We start from the raw sequence: 20,717 nt of genomic DNA on the forward strand, positions 1-20,717 counted from the left end.
CCCCGGGGAAGTGCCCGGACGCGCTCCTGCCCTTTCGTACAAGGCATCCCTGTCCATTGGATGTCAGACCCCCTCTGTACTGTGTACCCATTCCGACAGCATTCCTGAGGGGGAAACACCATGACGGAAACCCGTGAACTGCCGCGCGTCTCGGTGAACAAGCTGGGCGAGTACCTGGTCGCCACGCCGGCCCGCCGCAAGCGCATCATCCACGACCAGAAGCACCCGCCGGAGGCCCAGTACCTGCGCTATCCGGAGGCGTCCCAGGCCATCACGGAGTTCCTCTGCCGGGGCCTGGACCTGAACGTGCTGCGGGAGTCCCAGCGCCGGTTCGCCTGCGCGGTGCCGCAGACGGAGTTCGAGGCGCAGCGCATGCAACTGTGCTCGGAGGCGCTGGAGCGCTTCGCGGACCTGGTGCCGTGGTTGGATCTGGACGACGCCATCATCAGCGCGGTGGGCGCGGAGCCGCCCGTGCTGGAGATGGCCGGCGTCACCATCAGCGTGCGCCCGGAGGTGGTGGTGCAGCGGCTGGACAAGCAGGGCAACCCGCGCGTGGGGTTGATGAAGCTCTACTTCTCCAAGACGCACCCGCTGGACGAGCGCAGCGGCCAGTACATTGGCACGCTGTTGCAGCGCTTCGCGGAGCAGCACCTGTGCCGGCTGGGCCCGGCGGACCACCGGCTGATGACGGTGGTGGACGTGTTCGCGGGCTCGCTGTTCGTCGCGCCGCGCGCGCACATCCGCCGGCTGGGGGACGTGGTGCTCGCGTGCGAGGAGATCGCCGAGCGCTGGGCCGTCCACTGAGGCGCAGCGCCCCAGGCGCGGCTTCAGCGCGGCGCCGCTTCGTGACGGCGCCGGTGGGACTCCAGCCACGCGCGGGCCTGGGCCTCCGAGTCCACGAACTCCGCCTCCAGCTTCGTGTCGCGGATGAAGTTGAGCGCCACCACGAGCGCGCGCAGCACCTCCCGGTGGGTGCGCTTGGCGCCGAAGAAGACGGCCGCGCGGAACCACGTGGTGCTCACATGTTCGGCCAGGTACTTGCGCGGCGCGACCGACAGCCCCTCGGAGCTGCTCAGGTCCACGACGAGGTACAGGGGCTTCTCCGGGCTCGCCCCCAGCTCGTGGAACACGTCCACCAGCGCCCGCACATCCGTCTCTGAAAACGCTCCCCGGACCTTGATCCAGAGGATGTCGGAGGACTCCAGCGAGACACGCTGTGTCCCGAAGACCCACTCCCGCATCACCACCATGCCCTCTCCCACGCAGAGGGCCGCAGGGTAACCAAAACCCGGGGGCCGTCACCAGTCCGTGACCCCTTCTTTCCCCCGGCGTCCGCCCGTCCAACCCCCCGGGTCACGCGTGCGCGCACACCACGTGTCCCTCCGGGCCGGGTCATTCCTCGCACGTCGCGTCATGGCGTTTGTGCGTGGCCGTTGTGTCACGGCCGGGTCAGCGCGGCGAAGGGGTGCGGGGGGTCGTGGACGGAAAGCCGCTATGCTCGTGGAGCGGGCGGCCAGACGGACGGTCGCCCCTGGGCGCATCGCCGGCCGGTTGTCGGGACGCGCTTCCTTGCTCACCGTGAAGGGTCGCGCCGCTGGCGCGGAGGATGGGGGCGTGGTGCTGGAGTCCTTGTGGAACAGACGCGCCGTGCTCGTGTCGGGCAAGGGCGGCGTGGGCAAGACGACGCTCTCCGCCGCGCTGGCGGTGGCGGCGGCGCGCGCGGGCCGGCCGGTGCTGCTGGCGGAGCTGTCCCCGGACGAGGGCGGCCCGTCCGCGCTCTCGGGGCTGGTGGGCGTGAAGGAGGCCGGGCCGCGCGTGGTGCCCGCGGGGCCGAACCTGTCCTTCGTGCGCCTGTCCGCGCAGGAGGGGCACCGGCTGTTCCTGGAGGAGACGCTGCCCGTGAAGTGGCTGGCGGAGGCGGCGCTGCGCTCGCGGGCGCTGCGGCGCTTCCTGGAGGCGGGCCCGGCGCTCAAGGAGATGGGGCTGATGTTCCAGCTCCTGGCGCTCCTGCGCCTCTCGCACCCGGACGGCCGCCGGGTGCACCCGCTCACGGTGGTGGACCTGCCCGCCACGGGCCACGCGCTGGCGCTGGCCACGCTGCCCCGGAGCATCCTGTCGCTGATGCCGGGCGGGCCGGTGGGGCGCGCGGTGCGCGAGGGGCTGGACCTGCTCCAGGACCCCGCCCGCACGGGCGTGGTGCTCACCACGCTGCCGGAGCCCCTGCCGGTGAGCGAGACGCTGGCGCTGGTGGGCGAGCTCCGGGACGTGGGCCTGCCCCTGTCCGCCGCGGTGCTCAACCGCATGCCGGAGGACCCCTTCACGCCGGAGTCGCGCGCGGCGCTGGAGCGGCTGCTGGAGACGCACGGGCCGCACCAGGGGCAGCGGGCCCTGGAGCGGCTGGAGCGCGCGCGGCAGGCCCGCCAGCGGCTGGCGGCGGGCGTGGGCGTGCCCCACTGGGGCCTGCCGGAGCTGGCGCTGACGGGCATGGCGCTGGTGGAGCGGCTGGCGGAGCTGCTGGAGTCCACACTCGAAGGGGCCGCGCCACGCGGCCGGGAGGCCACGCCATGAACCTGGACGGCATGCTGCGCGACAAGCGGATCCTCGTGCTGTGCGGCGCGGGCGGCGTGGGCAAGACGACGACGGCGGCGGCGCTGGGCGTGGCCGCGGCGCGCGCGGGGCGCAAGGTGCTGGTGCTCACCATCGACCCGGCGCGGCGGCTGGCGGAGGCCATGGGGCTGAAGGAGAACGGCGCGGAGCCCACCTCCGTGCCTCCGGAGCGCCTGTACGCGGACGGAAAGCGCGGCGAGGGGCGGCTGGACGTGTGGATGCTGGAGCCGCGCGTCGTCTTCGAGCGCATGGTGCGCCGGATGTCCGCCACGGAGAGCGCCGCGCGCGCCATCCTGGAGCACCGCCTGTACCGCTTCCTGTCGGAGCTGGTCGCGGGCGTGCAGGAGTACGCCGCCGCGGAGGCGCTGGACGGCTTCATCGCGGAGGGCCACTACGACCTCATCATCCTGGACACCCCGCCCAGCCGCCACGCGCTGGACTTCCTGGACGCGCCGGGCCGCCTGTCGCGCTTCCTGGATGAGCGGGTCATCTCCCTCTTCGGGCAGGAGCAGGGCCGCGCGGGCAGGTTGTGGCAGGGCGCGCAGGCGCTGGTGGGCAAGGTGCTGGACGGCATCTTCGGCGGCGGCTTCGCGCAGGAGATGCGCAGCTTCGTCGCCGCCTTCGGGGGCCTGTTCGCCGGCATCCGCCTGCACGCGGACCGGCTGCGTGAGCACCTGTCGTCCAAGGACGCGGCGTTCCTGCTCGTCACGTCGCCGGAGGCCGCCGCGCTGCGCGAGGCCACCTTCTTCCAGGAGGCGCTCCAGGCCAAGGGGCTGCCCTTCGCGGGCTACGTGCTCAACCGGAGCTGGGCGCGGGACGAAGGCCTGGCCCCGGCCGCCGCGCTGAAGCCGCACGCGAGCAACGCCGCGGACACGGACGCCGTCAGCGCGCTGGAGCACCTGGCGGGCATGGAGGACGCGCGCGCGAAGGCCCACCGCTCGCTGCTGGCGAGGCTGGCGGAGGGGCTGCCCCGGGGCGCGCTGGCCATCGCCGCGCCGGACGCGGGCGCGGACCTGGAGGACTTCCGAGGGCTGGTGCACCTGGGGGACGCGCTCACCGTCGCCTGACGCCCCGCCCGGGCGGGCCTGCGCGCCAGGGCGGACGGGCGAGCGGCGCCGCACCTGGCCGGCTGGAGCTTTGCGCGTCCGGGCCCGCTTCCCATGTTCGCAAGTCGAGGAGGCTTGCGACGCACATGGGCACCAAGGACTACAGCAACGGAAACGGCAGGCATGACCTGGGGCGCGCGGACATCTCCACGCCTCCCACCGAAGCGATGGCCACGCACCGCTCGCCGGACGTGGCGCCGCCGGGCTCGCGCGAGCGCTCCGAGTCCGACGTGAGCGGTTGGAGCCCCGGGCGTGACGAGCTCCCCGCCGACCGTCAGGGGCGCTTCCACCGCGCCGCCGCGTGGCGCCTGGGCCGCGTGCGCACGGACGTGGACGACACCGGCACCTGGCGCAGGGACCGCGAGGGCGAGCGCGACGGCGGCACCCCCGGCCCCTACGGCCGCGACGACCGGGACCCGCGCTACGCCAACGGCGCCGGCCCCCTGCGCACCCAGGGCGAGGACACCGTCCAGGAGATGCAGCCCCAGCGCGCGGACTACCGCGAATGGGACCGCGGCGGCTACGGCGGCGAGGAGCCCCTGCTGCGAGACCGCTCGCGCCGCGCCGCCTCGCGCGAGGATGCGCGGCCGCGCGACCGGCTGGCCCTGCGGCGGGAGGAGACCTTCCCCCTGGACCCGAGGCTCCGCGAGTCCCGCGCCACCTCCACCGCGTCCGGGGCCTCGCGCCGCCGCTGGAGGCGCGAGCCGCTCACCGCGCGCGACATCATGACCCGCCAGGTGCGCACCGCCCGCCGGGACAGCTCCCTGCGCGAGGTGGCGCAGTTGATGCGGGACGAGGACTGCGGCGTGGTGCCCATCGTGGACGCGCAGGGGCGGCTCCTGGGGCTGGTCACGGACCGCGACCTGGCGCTGCGCGCCTTCACCGGCCAGCGCGCCGTGGACGGCCTGCGCGCCGCGGACGTGATGACGGAGGAGCTGGAGGCGGTGCTGCCGGAGGAGGACCTGCACGGCGTCATCGAGCTGATGGGCCGCCACCAGGTGCGCCGCATCCCCGTGGTGGAGCCCGACGACCGGCTCGTGGGCATCATCGCGCTGGGGGACATCGCGAGCCGCGCGGATCAGGACGAGGAGCTCCAGGAGGCGCTGGAGCGCATCTCGTCCCGGCGCTCGTTCTGGAGCCGGCTGCGCTGAGCGCGGGCCCTGGAGACGGGAGGCGCGGTGGGCCTCCCGTCCAGGCCTCCGGGACTCAGGCGATGGTGACGACCACGGCGGACGCGTCCGGGGTGACCGTGAACTTCTTCAGGTCGCTGGTGGCGGGGCCCTTCGTGACGACGCCCGTCTTGGTGAACGTGGACGCGTGGCAGGGGCAGAGCAGCTCGTCGATGCTCGCCTCGAAGCCCACCTCGCAGTGCTGATGCGGGCAGTCCGCGTCCACCGCCGAGTAGGAGCCGTCGTCCAGCTTGAAGACGAAGATGCGCTTGCCGTAGCCGCTGGGCTTGCCGCTCACCATGCCGCCCGCGTTCTGGAGGTCCGGGAACTGGGCGAAGGTCAGCGTCACCTTGCCGCTCTCCACTGCGGGGAAGGAGTCGTCACCGGCCTTGATGTTGATGCTCAGCACCTGCGTGCCCGCGTTGTACGTGCACACGTACGTCTTGAGCGGCACCGTGGCGGGCTCCTGCGTCACCTTGCCGTCGAGTGAGAACTTCGACAGGTGGCAGGGGCACACGGCCTCCGTCCCGTCGAACCCCATGGGGCAGCCCACGTGCGTGCACGTCGCGGACAGCACCGCGTAGGTGTTCGCCGTGGGGTGCACCACCAGCAGGTTCTCCTGCCCGGAGCCGCCCGGAAAGCGCAGCGTCACCGCGCCGCCCTCGCGGGACAGGTCCGGGTAGCGCTGCACCACCAGCGCCACGATGCCGTCGTCACCGGGCATGGGCACGTCCAGCACCGGCGCGGGGTCGATGTTGGGCGCGCACGCGGGCGGCAGGCCCGCGACCACCACGCCCGTGCCCAGCAGCTTCTTGAAGAAGTCCCGACGCGACGAGCTCACGTGCCCTCCGTGAAGACGAGGTGCGGCTCCAGCACCAGCTCGTCTTCCACCTTCACGAGCAGCAGCGTGGGCCGTTCGATGTTGTAGCCCTCCAGGCTGATCTTGAAGGAGCCGTCCGCCGTCACCTGCTTCTCGGAGTCGAACCTCACCGTCATGGGGATCTCCACGTCCTTCGTCACGCCGTGGAAGGTGAGCTTGCCCTTGAGGGTCACCGGCACGCTGCCAGGGAAGGTGGCGGGCGGCTTCACGCCCGTGCCCACGGCCTTCACCTCCACCAGCGGGAACTTGGAGGCCTCCGTCACCTCCAGCATGTGCGTGTCGCGGTTGGAGTTCTGCGAGTCGAAGTCCTTCACCTGCGCGCGCACGGCCACCTGGAGGGTGCCGTCCGGCTTCAGCACGGCCTTGCCCTCGCTGGGGGGCGCCTTGCCGGACACGGTGTGCATCTTGTGGATGAGCTTGTAGGTGAGGGAGCTGGCGTCCTTCTTCACCGAGTACATCTTCGCGTTCTGCGCGGCGGCGGGCAGCGCGAGCAGCAGGGCAGCGGACAGAACGAGTCGTCGAGCAATCACAGCGGCCTCCAGAGGGGATACGGCTTGCCTCCGCACAACGGCCGGCGCGCGGAGACATTCACGACAGGGGGATGAGGGTCAGAAGGTGAGCGTGACGATGCCCGCGGCGACGCAACCCAACGTGGCATAGCCCACCACCTGGTGCGCGGTTGCGTACTTCGGCTCCGTGATTTCGCCGTAGCTGTGGGTGGCCAGGATGCCCAGGATGGCCTGGGTGATCATCCCGGCGGTGGCCAGGCTCATGAAGATCTTGTGGAACGTCACCGTGTCCCACTGGAACGGGCGCTCCACCGGATCCGGCGCCAGCAGGCCCAGCGTCCCCACCGTGGCGAACAGCACCGACGTGCCGATGATGACGCCCCGGTGCCAGGCGAGCAGCGTGCGGTTGTCCCCGCCGCCCCGGAACGACTCGTTGAACTGGAGCTGCCCCAGCACCGTGGCCGCGGTGAGGCCGCCCGCCATGGCCAGGCCCAGCCCCTGGTGCAGCTTGAGCATGGTGCGGCGCTTCTCCAGGTCCTTCTGGAGGTCTGGATCCAACAGGCCCTTGGACGCCTCCGCCTCCGGCGTGAGCAGGTCGAAGTCCAGGCTGGGCTCCTCCGGGGACGGCGTACCGCTGCCGGTGTCCTGCGGCGCGGCGGCGCCCGTCGAGCCGGGCTCCGGCGTGGCGGACACGGGCGGCGTGACGTCCGGTGTCATGGGCGGCGCGGCGGCGGGGGACGCCGCGGGGGCGGTCTCCTGCACCGTGCCCGACACGGGACGCGCCGGCTTGCGCTTCACGGGCTTGCGCTTGGCCGCGGCGACGAGCACGGGGGCGTCCGGCGCGAAGGCCGCGCCAGCGGGGGAGGCCGCCAGGAGCAGGACAGCCAGGAGAGGGGAAATGACGCGAGTCATCATGGGGTTCCTGGGGGACAACGCGGCCCGTCAAAGAAGGGCGGGCCAGGCCTTCCCAGGCTACCCCGGCTCCCGGTCCGGGTGCACGGCAGTGCACACCGGGTCCGGGTGAACCTTGCGCCGTCGGCGGGTCCCTGGAGGGGCGGAACCATAAGAACCCCAGGGAGCGCCGGAAGTCGCGCTCGGGGGTCAGGCCGGTGTCGTCGAGGGCACCTGCGACCGGGCCGCGGTGCCGTGCGCGAGCTCCTGGCCCAGGGCATGCGGGTCGAAGTAGGCGAAGAAGCGACGGACGCGGTCGCCGTCCCACTCGATGATGGAGACGCCCTCGTAGGCGATGGCGGCCCCGTTGCGCGCGGTGCCCTGAGTCTCCCATTCGAGGGCCACGCGGTCACCGGACTCAATCATGTTGCGGAAGGTGGACTTCACCTGCCCCAGGGTGCCCTTGTACTCGGTCCAGAAGCGGCGGGCGCCGTCGATGCCGGAGAAGACGTTGGGTGACGCGACGTTGCTCACCTGCGCGTCCTCGGTGAAGAGGGCGACCAGCGGCTCGAGGTCGCCGTGCTCCTCCAGTTTCAACAGTGCGTCCACGAACCGCTGCGCTCGTTCCATCGGCATCGGGTGTCCTCGCTCGTCGCGAAAGAGGAAGTCAGGGGTGTGCCCGGAAAGGGTGCGCACGCGAGGGGCGGGTGGCCTGTCACCGGAGGCCGCTCCCTTGGCCCCCGGACGGAGGTACCACCCCCTTGCTCCCGGGCCTCCGCCGGAGGATGACTGCCCTCCAGGAGCACCCATGTCCCAGCAAGCCCTCCGTTCCGCGCCGCCGCTCGCTTCCGTCGACGAGGCGCCCGGCGACGTCGCCGCGCCCATCGCGGCGGAGTCATCCCCGCCGCTGGCGTTCCTGCTGGAGGAGGTGCGCTCGCCGGGGGTAGTGCGCGCGGACATCGACGCGCTCATCGTGGGCCTGGGCCGGCCGGCCGCGCCGGACGAACCGCCGAGGGAGCGGGCGGACCTGCTGCTGGGGCTCCTGGACCGGAGCAACCCGGTGGGGGACTCCACGGGGTCGGGCGGGATGAAGGTGCGGCACGCGGCGAAGGAGGCCCTGCTCGCCATGGGCTACCCGTACGCGCTGGAGCTGCCGCCCGAGCTGCTGGAGACGAAGGGCGCGGACGGCAGGGAGCCAGGGCTGAGCGTGGGCAACGCCGTCCTGGCGCTGGGGAGCGCGCTGTACCAGTCAGCGGGCCTGGGGGTGGTGTGGTTCTTCCTCAGCTACTTGCGGATACCGGCGGCGGCCGAGGTGTCGTTCGGCACGGGCGCGGTCCTCTGGCTCTTCACGCTGCTCTCCCTGGTGGGCCACCACTCCCGGTCGCGGGACCTGCAGTCCATCGGTTCGGTGGCGCTGTGGGTGGCGGCGGTGCTGTGGATCATCGTCGCGCTCCCGATGGCCGTGTTCTCCTATGGCGTGGCCCTGCTCTTCGTCCCCTGGCACCTGGCGCTGTGGACCGCCATCTCCCTGCGCCCGGAGGCCGAGGCGGAGGAAGCGCCGGTGAAGGGCCCTCCCCCTCCGTGAGCCCACCGCCCACCCTTCGTGCCGACACACGGGAGGACCGCGCCTCCATCGCGGCCATCTACAACGCGGCCCTCGCTGAGCGCGCCTCCACCTTCGGAGGCGGAGGGCGCGGGCTTCCACAAGCTGACGTCGCGGGTCTTCGCCACCAACGTGCGCAGCCGCGCGCTGCTGAAGCGGCTGGGGTTCCGGGAGGTGGGCGTGCATGAGAAGCACGCCCCGCTCGATGGCGTGTGGCACGACGTGGTGGTGGTGGAGAAGCTGTTGCTGGCGAACGTGCGGTAGTCAGCGCCGCGCGTCCTGGGACCACTCCTCGCGCGTCCAGCCCTGCCGTTCATAGAGGGCCCGGCGCTCCGCGGGCAGGGCCTCCCAGGCGACGCCGGGGTCCAGGTCGCTGGGGCGGCTGAAGAGGCCGGGGACGTCACCGCGGACGGCCTGGGAGGCGCGCTCCGGGGTGAGCCCGCGCAGGCCGTAGCTCAGCTTGAGGCCCGCGTGGCCCTGGCTTTCCTGGTGGGAGGCTTCGAAGGAGACGCCGCCGCCGAACTCCGCGGTGCGAGGGTTGAGGGACGCGTGGGCGCGGGCGTGAGGGCCGGCGCCCAGGGACAGCTCCACCTTGCCCTCCGAGTCGCGGCTCACGCTGGCGATGCCCAGCTCCAGTTGGAGTTGGGCCTCCGTCTTGCCGTGCGCGTCCATCATCACCTCCAGGCCCAGGGGTCCGGCCTTGGAGGCGACGCCCGCCTGCGTCTGGACGTCGGTGGTGCCGCGCGCGGAGACGTGGGCCGTGCGCTTGAAGTGGAGCATCTCGAGGGACGCGCTCGCTTCGGCGGAGACGAAGGCCCCGGCGGGGCGTTCGCCGGAGAGGACCTGCGCGCGGGCGGTGACGGTCCCGTAGGCCTGGACGAGCGAGTGTCGAGGGCGTCCCAGGCCGGCCTTCCACTCGGACTCGTAGCGTTCGCGCTGGGGGTCGGACCAGGAGAGGCCGAGCGACGTCTCACGCAGGTCCAGCGACCGGGGAGGCCCGAGCGCGCGAAGGGCCTGGAGGCTGCCGGCCCGGGCCACGGCGTCGCCATAGCGTTGCAGGTAGGCGTCGTAGGCGACGACGGTGGCGCGGCCGGTGTCGGTGGCGTGGGCGTTCACCGCGTCGCGAAGGGCGGCGGGCAGCTTCGGATCATTGACGAAGGTCTCCGGGTGTCCGGGCATGCCGAGCGGTCCCTCCACGCCGCCCGGGCGCCGCGAGACGACGCCGTTGGACGCGGCCTGTTCGAGGAAGGCCTGGCGAGCCGGAGCATCCATCCGGGACACATAGGCGGCGAGCAGCCCGTCACGGTCCATGCGCTCCAGCGTGGCGCGGTACGCCTCGCGAGGCACGGAGCCGAGCGCATCGTGCGTGGCCTGCACGTCGCCGCCGGTGAGGAAGGGGTTCGACAGGCTGCGCGTCAGGTGCGAGCGGACCGAGGCATAGACGTCCTCCGGCACGGGAGCGGAGGGAGGACGCAGCCGCCCCCCCATGGCCGCGAGCTCGCGCGCGGACACGGCGGGGCCGTCCGCCAGCGTGGAGGGACGGGGCGCGGTGGGAGTGACGGAGGGACCGTCATACGGCCGCAGCTCGTTGCGCGAGGGCGAGGACGCGCTGCTCTCACTGACGGAGGTCCTGCGGGACGCGGTCGTGCCCACGCGGAGCTCCGGCGCGGGTGCATCAGGTTCAGGAAGCGGGGGCTCAGGGGACAGGGGGCTGCTACCGGGCGCATCGATTCGGGACATCAGGCTCGCTCCGAGGAAGGAGGAGCCCGCGCCCTGTGCAGCCGGTGCGCCACGGTCAGGTGCCCGGAATCACAGGCACCTCTTCGCGTCCAGGCGCCCGGGCGTGGGACCCGGGTCCCACGCGCCAGACGGGCTCAGCCCAGCACGTCCTGCGCGCGGCGGTAGTACATCTCGCGGCTCGCGAGGCCGTTGTAGCCGCCGTTGATGCGGCGGGTGACCTCGCGGAAGTTGCCCGCGTCCGCGTAGCTGTTCAGGTTGCGCGAGCCCCAGTACCAACCCGCGATGCGGAACGCGACGTCCGGATCCTTCGCGCGCTCCGGGTGCCCTTCCAGGTCGATTCCCAACGCCTTGCCCGCCGCGCGGTAGTTCGCGCGGCCCGTCAACTGGATGGGGCCTCGGCCCTTGTAGCGCTTGCCGTCGCCCGGCTGCGTGTTGCCCAGGTCCTTGCGGCCCTCGTACGCGGCGCCGGAGGCGATCTCCTCCATGTAGCGCAGCTCGCCGCTCTCATGCGCCAGTTGGGCCAGGAACATCTCCTTGCGCCGGGGTGTGTTGATGTTCGCCTCCGCCATCGCCTTGTTCAGGTGCGGCAGGTACTGCTCCGCCTTCGCCTGCGACAGGTTCGGCATGATCCGCCGCAACTGCGCCACCGTCACCCCGCCCTTCCCTCCCGACGTGCCCGGCGTCCCACCCACGCCCCCCGTCGACGGAGGCGGCTTCGACGCCCCGCCCGTCCCGCCCGTGCGGCCCGGAATCGTCAGCTTCTGCCCGACGTAGATCTTGTTCGGGTTCGCGATGTGGTTCGCCTGCTGCAACGCCCCCACCGTCGTGCCGTACCGCCCCGCGATGCCGCTCAGCGTGTCCCCGCTGCGCACCGTGTACGAAGCGCCCCCGGACGGCGGCGGCTTCGACGTCACCGGCGCCGCGCCCCCACCCGCGCCCGGAATCGTCAGCCGCTGGCCCACGTAGATCTTGTTCGGATTCGCGATGTGGTTCGCCTTCGCCAGCGCCCCCACCGTCGTGCCGTGCCGCCCCGCGATGCCACTCAGCGTGTCCCCGCTGCGCACCGTGTAGCTGCCCGCCTTCGACGGCGCCGCCTGGAACCCGTCCGGGACCGTCAGCCGCTGCCCCACGCGGATGAGGTTCGCGTTCGCGATGTGGTTCGTCTTCTGGAGCGAAGACACCGACGTGTTGAAGCGCTGCGCGAGGCCGCTCAACGTGTCGCCGCTGCGAACGGAATAGGTCGTCACGGATGAAACTCCGGGGAAAAGAGGTAATCAGTGCCCGGATTTTCGCGACGCCTGGGAATTAGTTTCCCAGGAAGACCTACTTTTCAGGTTGCTGCATCTATCCGTTATTCCTGCACCTTCGAGTCACGCAACCGTTGCTGGAGGTCGCGGGCGGCGCGGGTGTCGTGCATCACGACGAGGCTCTGCACGTAGTACGTGAGCGCCCAGAGGTTCTCCTCCGGGATGGCGCCCTTCCATGACGGCATGGCCGCGCCGCCGACGCCCGCGGCCATCACGCGATAGAGGTCCTCGCGCTGGGCCTGCGCGGTGTACGGCTGGCCCTCCACGCGCGTGCCCTGCGGCCACACCGTGCGCAGGCGGTGGAAGAGGAAGTCCGGCGGCAGCACCTTGGCCATCTGCGTGGCTTCCCCCTTCGCGTCCACGGTGAGCGAGTAGTCCGAATCCCGCTGCAGCGCCGTGTACGGATCCGCGTTCGCCAGGTTCACCTTGCGGCCGGTGACGCTCTCCGTGAGCGCGGCGAGCTCCGCGCGGGGCAGGTACGCGACGTGGCAACTGGCGCAGCCCGCGTTGCCCTTGCCGGCCACGTGGTAGACGGTGCGGCCGCGCTCCACGGCCTCGGCTTCGCGGCCCTTCCACGGGTCGTCCGACACGGCGATGGCCGCGCCGGGGGACTCCTGCGTCCAGCGCGGGCTGAACGTCTTCAGGTACTGCACCACGGCGTCCACGTCCGCCGGGGGCACGTCCCACGCGAACATGGGCGTGCCGTGCAGGCCACGCCGCAGCGTGCGCTTCAGCGCGTCGTCGGTGGGCAGCTCGCCCGCCGCCACGCCGCCGAACTTGTAGAGGCCCTGGTGGAAGTTGCGCGGCGGCGGCCGCATCCCGGAGCCCGCCGGGCCCTGACCGTCGCCCTTCTCGCCGTGACAGGACGCGCAGTAGTGCGTGTAGACGTCGTATCCGCGCGCCAGCGTCGCGGCGGGGATGACGGTGCCGTCCGCGAGCTTCAGGGGCTCGAAGGTGGGCGCCTCCTTGCGGCACGCGGGAGCGAGCGCCCCCAACGCGAGCACGGCGAACAGGCGGAGCGAGGAGCAGGGAGTGGGCTTCATGGGAGGTACACCACCGCGAAGAGGACGCCGTACATCATCGTCGAACACCACCAGCCGGGCAGGGCGCGCCGCACCGGAGCGCTCGCGTCCTGTCCGCGCAGGACGCGGAGCCCCGCGCGCAGCAGCCCCAGGAGCACGACCGCCAGGTGCGCGGCGTGCACCGCCGACAGTCCATACAGCGCGGAGGCGAAGACGCCGCTGTCGGGGATGCGCAGGTCCCGGTACCAGAACAGCACGTGCAGCCAGGCCGCCTGCGTCGCCAGGAACCCCGCCCCGGCGCCCAGCACGCCCGCCAATGTGAGCCGGTCCGGCCGGGGCCGCCGGAGCGCGACGTGCAGCAACACGGCCCCGATGACGAGGAGCCCCCCGGCCAGCGCGGGGACGAGGACTCCCGGGCGCGCGGACGCGGGAGGCCAGAAGCCGCGCAGCCGGTAGAAGCCCGCGGTGAAGGCCATGGCGCAGAAGAGCATCGCCGCCGCGCCGTGCGCGATGACGGCCCCGAACCAGAGGTTCCCTTCGTCATGATGAGGGGACGGCGAGGCCCGTTCGTTCGTGCTCACGGGGCCGGACTCTCGCATGCCTGGGCCCGGCGCGAAGCACCAGGAAGCCGGGCGGCCCCCCGTCCCTCGGAGCGGCGCCCATCGACCGAATCACCTCCGCGCATCACACCCGTGATGCCGCCCTGGGCCCGCCGGTAGTAGCCTGCCGCGCTGACTCCGATGGAACCCGCGCCCACTCCGTCCCCGCCCGTCCCTCCTCGCGCCGCGCGGAGCCTGGACCTCTGGCCGTTGATCATCGTGGCGCTGGGCGCCTGGGTGCTGCGCGCGATGGCGTTCTTCCATCGCTCCGGCGCCATGGGCTACCCCATGGACTACGACGAGGGCGTCTACTTCTCCGCCGCGTCGCTCCTGCTGCGCGGGGACCTGCCCTACCGCGACTTCATCTTCGTCCACCCGCCCGGCGGCCTCCTGCTCTGGGCCCCCGGCGCAGCGCTCACGCTGGGGCTCGACGCGGCCACCGCCTACGGCATCACCCGCTACCTCGCCGCCGCCGTGGGCGCCCTGTGCGTGTTCCTCGCCGGCCGGGTCGCCTGGCGCGCCTGGGGGCCTGTCGCGGGCTGCGTGGCCGCGCTCGCCTATGCCGCGTATCCGGAGGCCGCCCTCGTGGAGCGCGGCACCTTCCTGGAACCGCTGCTCAACGTCCTGTGCCTGGGCTTCGCGAACCTCTGGCTCGCCTCCGGCCCGCCCTCCCGAGCCCGCCGCATCGGCGCGGGCGTGCTCCTGGGCCTCGCCCTCTCCGTGAAGCTCCCGGGCGGACTGTGGCTCGTCGCCGCGCTGCTCTCGCGCCCGGGGAGGGAGTCCTGGCGTCACGCCCTCCTGCCCGTGCTCGTCGCGTCCGCCACCTTCGTCGCCGTCGTGGGCCCGCTGGCCGCGCTCGCCCCTTCCGAGTTCCTCCGCGACGTCATCACCTTCCAGGCCACGCGCCCGCCGGACGGCGAGCTGGACCGCTGGCTGCGCCTGCGCGACATCTTCCACGAGCGCCGGTGGGGCGAGGTCCTCCTCGCCCTCGTGGGCCTGGGCACCGCGTGCGTGCGCGCCTTCCGTGCCGCGCCCGAGCACCGCCCCGCCGCGCGCTTCTTCGCCTGCGCGTTCGTCCTCAGCGTGGCCCTGTTCCTCGCGTCGCGGACCTACTGGAACCAGTACAACGCGCACCTCGCCGCGTCGGAGGCCGTGCTCGCGGGCCTGGGCGCCTCCGTGCTCCACGCCTTCAGCACCCGCTGGGGCCGCGCGGCCTCACGCGCCGCGGCCGCGCTCCTCTTCGCCGCCGCGTTCCTCCCCGGCGCGAGGCACGTCCACCAGAGCGCCCGGCTTCAGGCCCCGGACGTGGTGGCGCTCGCGAAGCACATCCGCGCGGACGTGCCTCCCGATGCGTGCCTCTACTCCTTCGAGCCCGGCTGGGCGCTCGCGGCGGGCCGGCTCCCCACGGGCGCCACGCCCATCGTGGACGGCTACGCCACCATGCTCCAGGACGCCATGAGCACCGGCGACCGCTTCGAGACCACCGACGAGGCCCTCTCCGCCGATGAGGCCCAGCAGGCCCTGCGCATCATGCTGGGCTCCTGCCGCTTCGTCGTCCTCGGCTGGCGCGGCGAGTGGCAGCTCACGCCGCAGAGCCGCCCCTGGTTCAAGCAGCGCTTCGTCCGCCGATTCCCCCAGGGCGACGCCGGCGGCGTGGACCTCTGGGAGCACCGCTAGACGGCGCCCTCCACCCCGGGCACCGGCGGCGCCACCGGCTCCGCCACGGGCACGCCCGGGGACAGCGGCTCCGCCTGGCCAATCCAATCGCGACCCAGTTGCTCCTGCACTTCCGGTTGCGACAGCGCATGCGGCCCGCGCAGCACCAGCGCGCCGGGCGCCGCGTCCGTCCACTCCAGCGTGCCCACCCGCCACGGGTTCGGCTCCGCGGCGCGGCCCCACCCGAGCGTCCGCACCAGGTTCACCACGAACACCAACTGCGCCGCGCCCAGCGCGAACGCGGCCCAACTGGTCCACCGGTTCAACGGGAGCAGGTGCTCGAGGAACGTGTACTGGTACGGGTCATAGAGCCGCCGCAACTGCCCCGCGTAGCCCGCCACCAACTGGCCGCCGAAGACGGCGATGAACAGCACCGCGCTCAGCAGCACGTGCACCTTCGCCAGCCGCTCGTCCAACGCGCGCCCGTACATGCGGGGGAACCAGAAGTAGAGCCCCGCGAACACCGCGAGGAAGCTGGCCGCGCCCATCGTCAGGTGGAAGTGGCCCACCACCCACATCGTCCCGTGCAGCGGCACGTCCGTCGCCACCGCGCCCAGCGCCAGCCCCGTGATGCCGCCCAGGCCGAAGACGACCATCGTCGCCAGCGCCGCGAGCATCGGCGACGTGAGCCGAACGCTGCCCCGCCACAGCGTCATCAGCCAGTTGAGGAACATCACCTCCGCGGGCAGGGAGATCAGCAGCGTCAGCACCATGAACGTGCGCCCCAGCACCGGCGCCATCCCGCTGGTGAACAGGTGGTGCGCGTACACCGCGCCGCTCAGCGCCGTCACCACGCCCATGGCCCCCGCCGTCAGCCGGTAGCCGTGCGCGGGCTTGCGGCTGAAGAACGCGACGAAGTCCCCCACCATGCCCCACGCGGGCAGGATGAGGATGTAGACCTCCGGGTGGCCGAACAGCCAGAACAGGTGCTGGTACACCACCGGGTCACCGCCCCCGCCCACCGCCGCCGCGCCCGCGATGAAGAACTGCGTGCCCGCCACCCGGTCCAACAGCAGCAGCACCGTGGCCGCCGCCAGCACCGGCACGAACAGCACGTTGAGCACCGCGCCGTAGAACAGCCCCCACACCACCAGCGGCATCCGGCCCCACGTCATCCCCGGCGCGCGGCAGCGCACCACCGTGACGACGAAGTTGAGCCCGTACAGGAACGCGGACGCGCCCACGAACAGCACCGCCACCGTCACCAGCGTCTGCCCCAGCCCCGGCGTGAACGCGGGCGTCGCCAGCGGCGGATAGGACGTCCACCCCGCGCTCGCCGGCCCCAGCCGCACCACGAACGACACCAGCATCAGCGCGCCGCCCACCGCGTAGGCCCAGAAGCCGAACGGCGACAGCCGGGGGAACGCCATCTGCTTCGAGCCAATCGCCAGCGGCAGCACGAAGTGCCCCAGCGCGCCGAAGAGCAGCGGCGTCACCGCGAAGAAGATCATCAACAGGCCGTGCATCGTGAACACGGCCGTGTACGTGGGCGGCGTGAGCGCGCCCTTCGACTCGGGCAGCACCCACGCGAGCCCCGGCACCGGCTGCCCGGGCCACGCCCACTGGAAGCGGATGAGCATGGCCAGAAGGCCGCCTATCAGCAGGAACAGGAACCCGCCCCACAGGTACTGCCGCGCCACGCGCTGGGGGTCCGTCGTCCAGAGCGACTTCACGAGCGCCCCCGCCTTCATGGCGTCCTCCACACCCAGCCCCAGTGGGCCGCCGTGTCATCCGGGTCGTAGGCCTGCACCGCCTTGAGGCTCGCCTCGCGCAGCCACGCCGCGTACGCCTCCGGGGACAGCGCCGTCAGCATGCCGCGCATCCGGTAGTGGCTGGTGCCGCAGTGCTGGTAGCAGGCCACCTCCCACGCGCCCTCACGAGCGGCCTGGAACCACGTCTGGTTCACCCGGCCCGGGATGGCGTCCAGCTTCACGCGGAAGGCCGGCAGCGTGAACCCGTGCACCACGTCCGTGGAGACCAGTTGCACCCAGACGGGCACGCCCGCCGGCACGCGCAGGTCGTTCCACGTCACCACGTCGTCCTTCGTGCCGAACGCCCCGTCCGCGCCCGCGTACCGCGCCTCCCACGACCACTGGTGCGCGTTGAGCTGGATGCGCACCGTGCGCGGGTCCTCCATGGGGACGCGGAAGTTCCAGAGCACGTCGTCCAGGTAGCCCTGCGAGCCCAGGAACAGCGTCCCGTCCACCACGCCGAACGCGCACACGGCCAGCCCCAGCACCCACGCCCGCGAGCGCCGCGTGCCCCCGTCCGGCGCCACCTTCCGCGCGCCCCGGAAGCGCGCCACCGCCAGCAACAACCACCCGAGCATCACCGCCGCCAGCGCCAGGTCGAAGCCGTGGCTCGTGGCCAGCAGCGCGTCGATGCGGTCGCCCGTCGCGCTCGCGTTCTCCGGGGGCGCCAGGCTCCAGGCGCCACGCGCGGGCGGCACCGCCAGGGGCGCCTGCGCATCCGGCGGCGCGACGTCGCTCACGGACGACGGGGACAACGCAGGGGACTCCGCCATCACGGATGCTCCTGTTCCACGGGGGCCGAAGCCCGCTCTGCTCCCGGCGCCGCTCGCCCCGCCCGCCAGGCCGCCCAGAGCCCCACGCCCACCAGCGCGAAGGGCACCAGCATCAGCGCCAGCAGCAGCTCGCCCGCCCCACCCGGGGACTCCGGCGCCCGGGCCGTGCACGAGGGGCACGCCAGCGCCGCCGCCGGCACCAGCCCCCCGGCGAGCCCGAGCCACGGCCCGGAGCGACGGGAAAGCCTCCCCGCCAGCGACCGGAAGCCTCCCCACCCGCCCGGCGAAGCGCGTCCACCCGGGGGCTGGAAGAGGGCCTGGGACATGGCCTCCGGGCTAGCACGCACCCAACGTCCCCTCAAGCAGCACCCCGCCCTCCGCGAAGCGGCCACTCTCCCTCATGCCTCGCATGCGGCCAGCCCCTACCCCCGGCGGGCCCGGCGCTTGTGCGTCCCCCGCCGATGCCGTACGTGCCGACGCATGTCCGTCGAATCTCCGTCCGCCGCCCCCCGCTCCCGTCCCGTCCGCCGCTCCTGGGTCTGGGCGGGCATCGCCGTGGCGTCGCTCGGCTTCATGGGGGTGGCGGTCCACGACCTGGTGAAGGGCCGCGCCCAGCCGCCGCCCCGCCTGGGCGCGCTGCCGGACTTCACCTTCACGCGGCAGGACGGGCAGCCCTTCGGACTGAAGCAGCTCCGCGGCCACCCGTTCATCGCCAACTTCATCTTCACCCGCTGCCCCACCGTCTGCCCCGTCTTCACGCAGAAGATGGCGCGCGTGCAGGAGCACACCGCGGAGCTGGGGACGGACCTCCAACTGGTGTCCTTCTCCGTGGATCCCGCCTACGACACCCCGGAGCGGCTGGCCGAGTACGGGCGGAAGTACAAAGCGGACTTCACCCGCTGGAACTTCCTCACCGGCGACTACGCCACCCTCAAGGACACCATCGTCCAGGGCTTCAAGATCAGCATGGGCCGCGAGGCCGGCGCCCCCGAGGACGACCTGCTCTCCATCTTCCACGGCACCCACTTCGTGCTGGTGGACGGCACGGGGGAGATCCGCGGCTACTACGACAGCGCGGACCCCGAGGCGACCCAGAAGCTGGAGGCCGACGCCCTCCGCGTCACCCGCGAAGAGGGCTGAGCCCCGCCGCGCCCTGATCGCGCCCACACCCTGGGTGCGGCACACCAGGTCATATCCAACCCGCCTCCAGGCCCGGGCCGGAGCCCGGCGCGAAGCCCGCAAAGCCGAAGGGCCGGCCCCCACCTGACGGTGAGTACCGGCCCTCGTGCCTGAGTCACGCCAGCTTCAGCGGGGAGCTCAGTTGATGAGCGCAGCCTGCGCGTGGGCGAACAGGTTCTGCACGTTCTGCTGCGCGGGCTGGGAGGCCAGCGCGCCGACCTGGTCCGCGCCCTGCTTCACGGTGGTCGCGATGTCCGCGATGGACTTCACGGTGGGGGCGAACTTGGTGAGCTGGGACAGACCGGCCAGGGGGCCCTTGGCGAGCAGGGACGCGCCGGAGTCGATGAACTTGTCCACGAACGGCTTGGCCAGCTTGCCCAGGCCGAACGGGAGCTTGTCCAGGAGGCCGCCCGCGATGCCCTTCAGGCCGCCCGCGATGGCGCCCATGGGGTTCTGAACGAAGTTCAGCGCCTTGCCCGCGATGTTCGCGACGCCGCCCGCGATGTTGGAGACCGTCTTCGCGACGCTGCTGACAACCTTGCCGATGCCGCCCATGGTGAAACCCCCTGCTTAAATTTGGTTTGGAGAGTGTGAGCCGGAGTGAAGCTGCAAAAGGATTCTCGGAAGGGGGAGGAAAATGTTTCCTCCGAATTTCCGATCAATTTCACGCAGATTCCGGGCGGCCTCAGCCGCGGGTTCCGCCGCCGCCCTTCTTGAGCTGGTCCATCAGCTCCTGGCGCTTGGCCTCGTCCTGGGGCGCCTTGGGGGTCTCGGCCGCGGGGTTCAGGCTCGGCTTGCCCGCGCCGGCGCTCTTGCCGGCCTCGAACTCGGACTTGGCGAAGGGGTTGCCCTGGCCGGGCAGCTCACCCTTGGCGCCCGCGACCAGGAACTCACCGACCTCCTCCACCGTGTGCACGGGGAAGCCGTTCGCCTTCAGCTCCTCGTCGGACACGACGTTGAGCATGGGCTCCTTGTCCTTGTCCTGCGCGTACTCGAGCACCAGCTCGACGTAGTCCTCCAGCTTCATGCCCACGGCATCCGCGATGCGCTTCGTCTCGGGATCCTTGAGGAGCTCCGCGCGGACGACTTCCACGGGACGGGACAGACCACGCTTCTTGCCAGGGGCTTGCTGGGACATTGCGATTTCGCTCCGGTGAGGAGAGGAAAGACGGCTGGGAACAACTCTAGCCCATCTTTCCAGTAGTACCCATTCCCCACCCCGGAACGCGCCCGCCCCCTCTGGGGCGCCCGGGTTTCAGCGGACCGCGTTGCGGGGCGTGCCCTTGCGCACGGGGGCCGCGGGCTTGCGCTTGGGCAGGATGCGGGTGACGGAGCCGGGGCGGCGGGCCGCGGCGGCGGCGCGCTCCTTCTCCTCGGCGGCCTTTAGCGCCGCGGCGCGCGCGGCCAGCGCCTCCGCCTGCTGCGCCCAGCGGCGCTTGAGCGCGTCCCGCAGGCCCTCCGTCTGCAGGTCCACCTGCGCCTGGTGGAGCCGGTAGTGCAGGTCCTCGCGCAGCGTGCCCCGGGTGAGGGCGGCCATCGCGGTGCCGGACACGCCCACCACCACCTTGGGCCGCTCCTCCTGCATCTGGAGGCAGCGCAGGATGAGGCCCTGGGCGTCCAGCGGCAGCTTGCCCACGTCCGGGATGAACACCACGCCGTTGGGCTGACGGAGCGCTCCGGCCAGCTCCGGCGCCTGGCGCACCTCCGTGAGCGGGACGCCGAAGTTGCGGGCGGCTTCCTCCGCCCAGGCCCTGCGCTCGTCCTCGGTGCCTCCGTGGATGAGCAGCGACGCACGGTTGGAGACGAGGTCCTCTTCTCGATAACCGCGAAGAGCCACGGGATGCCCTACCCTTCTGGGAAAGCGG

Annotated in this window: 23 protein-coding genes; 8 read left to right on the forward strand and 15 right to left on the reverse strand. The window is 72.3% G+C overall.

All coding sequences use genetic code 11. From position 1 onward, the window contains the following. Window positions 1–120: 120 nt before the first annotated feature. Complete coding sequence (locus tag K8556_RS28390) at window positions 121–804, forward strand: hypothetical protein (protein WP_223743243.1); 684 nt, start codon at window positions 121–123, stop codon at window positions 802–804. A 23-nt stretch (window positions 805–827) separates the two neighbouring features. Here the strand turns inward: K8556_RS28390 and K8556_RS28395 are convergent, their stop codons facing one another. Continuing rightward, entirely contained in the window at window positions 828–1,250 is a 423-nt protein-coding gene (locus K8556_RS28395) for an STAS/SEC14 domain-containing protein (protein WP_223743244.1), read from the reverse strand. A gap of 367 nt (window positions 1,251–1,617) precedes the next feature. On the opposite strand from K8556_RS28395, the gene K8556_RS28400 reads away from it, so the two are divergent. The 3 genes from K8556_RS28400 to K8556_RS28410 all read left to right on the forward strand — a co-directional run bounded on the left by K8556_RS28400 (window position 1,618) and on the right by K8556_RS28410 (window position 4,864). Further along, on the forward strand, window positions 1,618–2,568 hold the full coding sequence (locus K8556_RS28400; RefSeq protein WP_370639981.1) for an ArsA family ATPase: 951 nt from the start codon (window positions 1,618–1,620) through the stop codon (window positions 2,566–2,568). Next, a complete protein-coding gene (locus K8556_RS28405) occupies window positions 2,565–3,674 on the forward strand; it encodes an ArsA-related P-loop ATPase (protein WP_223743245.1) in 1,110 nt (369 codons plus the stop codon). Before K8556_RS28400 ends, K8556_RS28405 begins: the two co-directional genes overlap by 4 nt. Window positions 3,675–3,799: 125 nt before the next feature. After that, window positions 3,800–4,864, forward strand: a complete 1,065-nt coding sequence (locus tag K8556_RS28410; protein ID WP_223743246.1) for a CBS domain-containing protein — start codon at window positions 3,800–3,802, stop codon at window positions 4,862–4,864. Between the two features lie 55 nt (window positions 4,865–4,919). Here K8556_RS28410 and K8556_RS28415 read toward each other — a convergent pair whose 3' ends face one another. The 4 genes from K8556_RS28415 to K8556_RS28430 form a co-directional block, all read right to left on the reverse strand. Beyond that, window positions 4,920–5,723: a Rieske 2Fe-2S domain-containing protein gene (locus K8556_RS28415; protein ID WP_223743247.1), complete on the reverse strand. Its 804-nt coding sequence runs from the start codon at window positions 5,721–5,723 to the stop codon at window positions 4,920–4,922. Further along, the gene (locus K8556_RS28420; protein ID WP_223743248.1) at window positions 5,720–6,292 is read right to left on the reverse strand and encodes a YceI family protein; all 573 of its coding nucleotides are present in this window, start codon (window positions 6,290–6,292) and stop codon (window positions 5,720–5,722) included. Before K8556_RS28420 ends, K8556_RS28415 begins: the two co-directional genes overlap by 4 nt. Before the next feature lie 78 nt (window positions 6,293–6,370). After that, window positions 6,371–7,186: a hypothetical protein gene (locus K8556_RS28425; RefSeq protein ID WP_223743249.1), complete on the reverse strand. Its 816-nt coding sequence runs from the start codon at window positions 7,184–7,186 to the stop codon at window positions 6,371–6,373. A 186-nt stretch (window positions 7,187–7,372) separates the two neighbouring features. Further along, window positions 7,373–7,798 carry a nuclear transport factor 2 family protein gene (locus K8556_RS28430; RefSeq protein ID WP_223743250.1) on the reverse strand — a complete coding sequence of 142 codons (426 nt, stop codon included), beginning with the start codon at window positions 7,796–7,798 and terminating at the stop codon, window positions 7,373–7,375. Between the two features lie 172 nt (window positions 7,799–7,970). Here K8556_RS28430 and K8556_RS28435 point away from each other — a divergent pair, with 172 nt between their 5' ends. Both K8556_RS28435 and K8556_RS28440 read left to right on the forward strand, forming a co-directional pair. Further along, window positions 7,971–8,747, forward strand: a complete 777-nt coding sequence (locus K8556_RS28435) for a hypothetical protein (RefSeq protein WP_223743251.1) — start codon at window positions 7,971–7,973, stop codon at window positions 8,745–8,747. Window positions 8,748–8,765: 18 nt separating this feature from the next. After that, the gene (locus tag K8556_RS28440; RefSeq protein ID WP_223743252.1) at window positions 8,766–9,029 is read left to right on the forward strand and encodes a GNAT family N-acetyltransferase; all 264 of its coding nucleotides are present in this window, start codon (window positions 8,766–8,768) and stop codon (window positions 9,027–9,029) included. Here K8556_RS28440 and K8556_RS28445 read toward each other — a convergent pair whose 3' ends face one another. From K8556_RS28445 to K8556_RS28460, 4 genes are all read right to left on the reverse strand, one after another. Further along, window positions 9,030–10,418 (reverse strand): hypothetical protein, encoded by a 1,389-nt coding sequence (locus K8556_RS28445; RefSeq protein ID WP_223743253.1) that lies wholly within the window; start codon window positions 10,416–10,418, stop codon window positions 9,030–9,032. Between the two features lie 221 nt (window positions 10,419–10,639). Continuing rightward, a complete protein-coding gene (locus K8556_RS28450; protein ID WP_223743254.1) occupies window positions 10,640–11,752 on the reverse strand; it encodes a LysM peptidoglycan-binding domain-containing protein in 1,113 nt (370 codons plus the stop codon). Between the two features lie 104 nt (window positions 11,753–11,856). Further along, window positions 11,857–12,855, reverse strand: a complete 999-nt coding sequence (locus K8556_RS28455) for a c-type cytochrome (RefSeq protein WP_223743255.1) — start codon at window positions 12,853–12,855, stop codon at window positions 11,857–11,859. Further along, window positions 12,852–13,415 carry a cytochrome C oxidase subunit III gene (locus K8556_RS28460; RefSeq protein ID WP_223743256.1) on the reverse strand — a complete coding sequence of 188 codons (564 nt, stop codon included), beginning with the start codon at window positions 13,413–13,415 and terminating at the stop codon, window positions 12,852–12,854. Before K8556_RS28460 ends, K8556_RS28455 begins: the two co-directional genes overlap by 4 nt. A gap of 159 nt (window positions 13,416–13,574) precedes the next feature. Here K8556_RS28460 and K8556_RS28465 point away from each other — a divergent pair, with 159 nt between their 5' ends. Beyond that, a complete protein-coding gene (locus K8556_RS28465; protein WP_223743257.1) occupies window positions 13,575–15,110 on the forward strand; it encodes a glycosyltransferase family 87 protein in 1,536 nt (511 codons plus the stop codon). Here the strand turns inward: K8556_RS28465 and K8556_RS28470 are convergent. The 3 genes from K8556_RS28470 to K8556_RS28480 are packed head-to-tail and all read right to left on the reverse strand — an operon-like array spanning window position 15,107 to window position 17,999. Beyond that, complete coding sequence (locus K8556_RS28470) at window positions 15,107–16,840, reverse strand: cbb3-type cytochrome c oxidase subunit I (RefSeq protein WP_223743258.1); 1,734 nt, start codon at window positions 16,838–16,840, stop codon at window positions 15,107–15,109. The genes K8556_RS28465 and K8556_RS28470 overlap by 4 nt on opposite strands. Beyond that, the gene (locus K8556_RS28475) at window positions 16,837–17,673 is read right to left on the reverse strand and encodes a cytochrome c oxidase subunit II (protein WP_223743259.1); all 837 of its coding nucleotides are present in this window, start codon (window positions 17,671–17,673) and stop codon (window positions 16,837–16,839) included. Before K8556_RS28475 ends, K8556_RS28470 begins: the two co-directional genes overlap by 4 nt. Beyond that, on the reverse strand, window positions 17,673–17,999 hold the full coding sequence (locus tag K8556_RS28480) for a hypothetical protein (protein WP_223743260.1): 327 nt from the start codon (window positions 17,997–17,999) through the stop codon (window positions 17,673–17,675). Before K8556_RS28480 ends, K8556_RS28475 begins: the two co-directional genes overlap by 1 nt. A 154-nt stretch (window positions 18,000–18,153) precedes the next feature. Between K8556_RS28480 and K8556_RS28485 the strand changes: the two genes are divergently transcribed. Then, window positions 18,154–18,813 (forward strand): SCO family protein, encoded by a 660-nt coding sequence (locus K8556_RS28485; RefSeq protein WP_223743261.1) that lies wholly within the window; start codon window positions 18,154–18,156, stop codon window positions 18,811–18,813. 177 nt (window positions 18,814–18,990) lie between these two features. Here K8556_RS28485 and K8556_RS28490 read toward each other — a convergent pair whose 3' ends face one another. From K8556_RS28490 to K8556_RS28500, 3 genes are all read right to left on the reverse strand, one after another. Then, window positions 18,991–19,407, reverse strand: a complete 417-nt coding sequence (locus K8556_RS28490; RefSeq protein WP_223743262.1) for a hypothetical protein — start codon at window positions 19,405–19,407, stop codon at window positions 18,991–18,993. Window positions 19,408–19,537: 130 nt separating this feature from the next. After that, window positions 19,538–19,945: a hypothetical protein gene (locus tag K8556_RS28495; protein ID WP_223743263.1), complete on the reverse strand. Its 408-nt coding sequence runs from the start codon at window positions 19,943–19,945 to the stop codon at window positions 19,538–19,540. Window positions 19,946–20,107: 162 nt separating this feature from the next. Next, a complete protein-coding gene (locus K8556_RS28500; RefSeq protein WP_223743264.1) occupies window positions 20,108–20,689 on the reverse strand; it encodes a Fis family transcriptional regulator in 582 nt (193 codons plus the stop codon). Window positions 20,690–20,717: the final 28 nt, after the last annotated feature.

Origin of the sequence: Corallococcus sp. AS-1-12 (genome assembly GCF_020036995.1) — a bacterium.
GTDB lineage: Bacteria > Myxococcota > Myxococcia > Myxococcales > Myxococcaceae > Corallococcus.

Coding starts and splice junctions, on each gene's coding strand:
- K8556_RS28390 (WP_223743243.1), top strand. CDS start 121: ATGACGGAAACCCGTGAACTGCCGCGCGTCTCGGTGAACAAGCTGGGC.
- K8556_RS28395 (WP_223743244.1), bottom strand. CDS start 1,250: ATGGTGGTGATGCGGGAGTGGGTCTTCGGGACACAGCGTGTCTCGCTG.
- K8556_RS28405 (WP_223743245.1), top strand. CDS start 2,565: ATGAACCTGGACGGCATGCTGCGCGACAAGCGGATCCTCGTGCTGTGC.
- K8556_RS28410 (WP_223743246.1), top strand. CDS start 3,800: ATGGGCACCAAGGACTACAGCAACGGAAACGGCAGGCATGACCTGGGG.
- K8556_RS28425 (WP_223743249.1), bottom strand. CDS start 7,186: ATGATGACTCGCGTCATTTCCCCTCTCCTGGCTGTCCTGCTCCTGGCG.
- K8556_RS28430 (WP_223743250.1), bottom strand. CDS start 7,798: ATGCCGATGGAACGAGCGCAGCGGTTCGTGGACGCACTGTTGAAACTG.
- K8556_RS28435 (WP_223743251.1), top strand. CDS start 7,971: ATGTCCCAGCAAGCCCTCCGTTCCGCGCCGCCGCTCGCTTCCGTCGAC.
- K8556_RS28455 (WP_223743255.1), bottom strand. CDS start 12,855: ATGAAGCCCACTCCCTGCTCCTCGCTCCGCCTGTTCGCCGTGCTCGCG.
- K8556_RS28465 (WP_223743257.1), top strand. CDS start 13,575: ATGGAACCCGCGCCCACTCCGTCCCCGCCCGTCCCTCCTCGCGCCGCG.
- K8556_RS28470 (WP_223743258.1), bottom strand. CDS start 16,840: ATGAAGGCGGGGGCGCTCGTGAAGTCGCTCTGGACGACGGACCCCCAG.
- K8556_RS28475 (WP_223743259.1), bottom strand. CDS start 17,673: ATGGCGGAGTCCCCTGCGTTGTCCCCGTCGTCCGTGAGCGACGTCGCG.
- K8556_RS28480 (WP_223743260.1), bottom strand. CDS start 17,999: ATGTCCCAGGCCCTCTTCCAGCCCCCGGGTGGACGCGCTTCGCCGGGC.
- K8556_RS28485 (WP_223743261.1), top strand. CDS start 18,154: ATGTCCGTCGAATCTCCGTCCGCCGCCCCCCGCTCCCGTCCCGTCCGC.
- K8556_RS28490 (WP_223743262.1), bottom strand. CDS start 19,407: ATGGGCGGCATCGGCAAGGTTGTCAGCAGCGTCGCGAAGACGGTCTCC.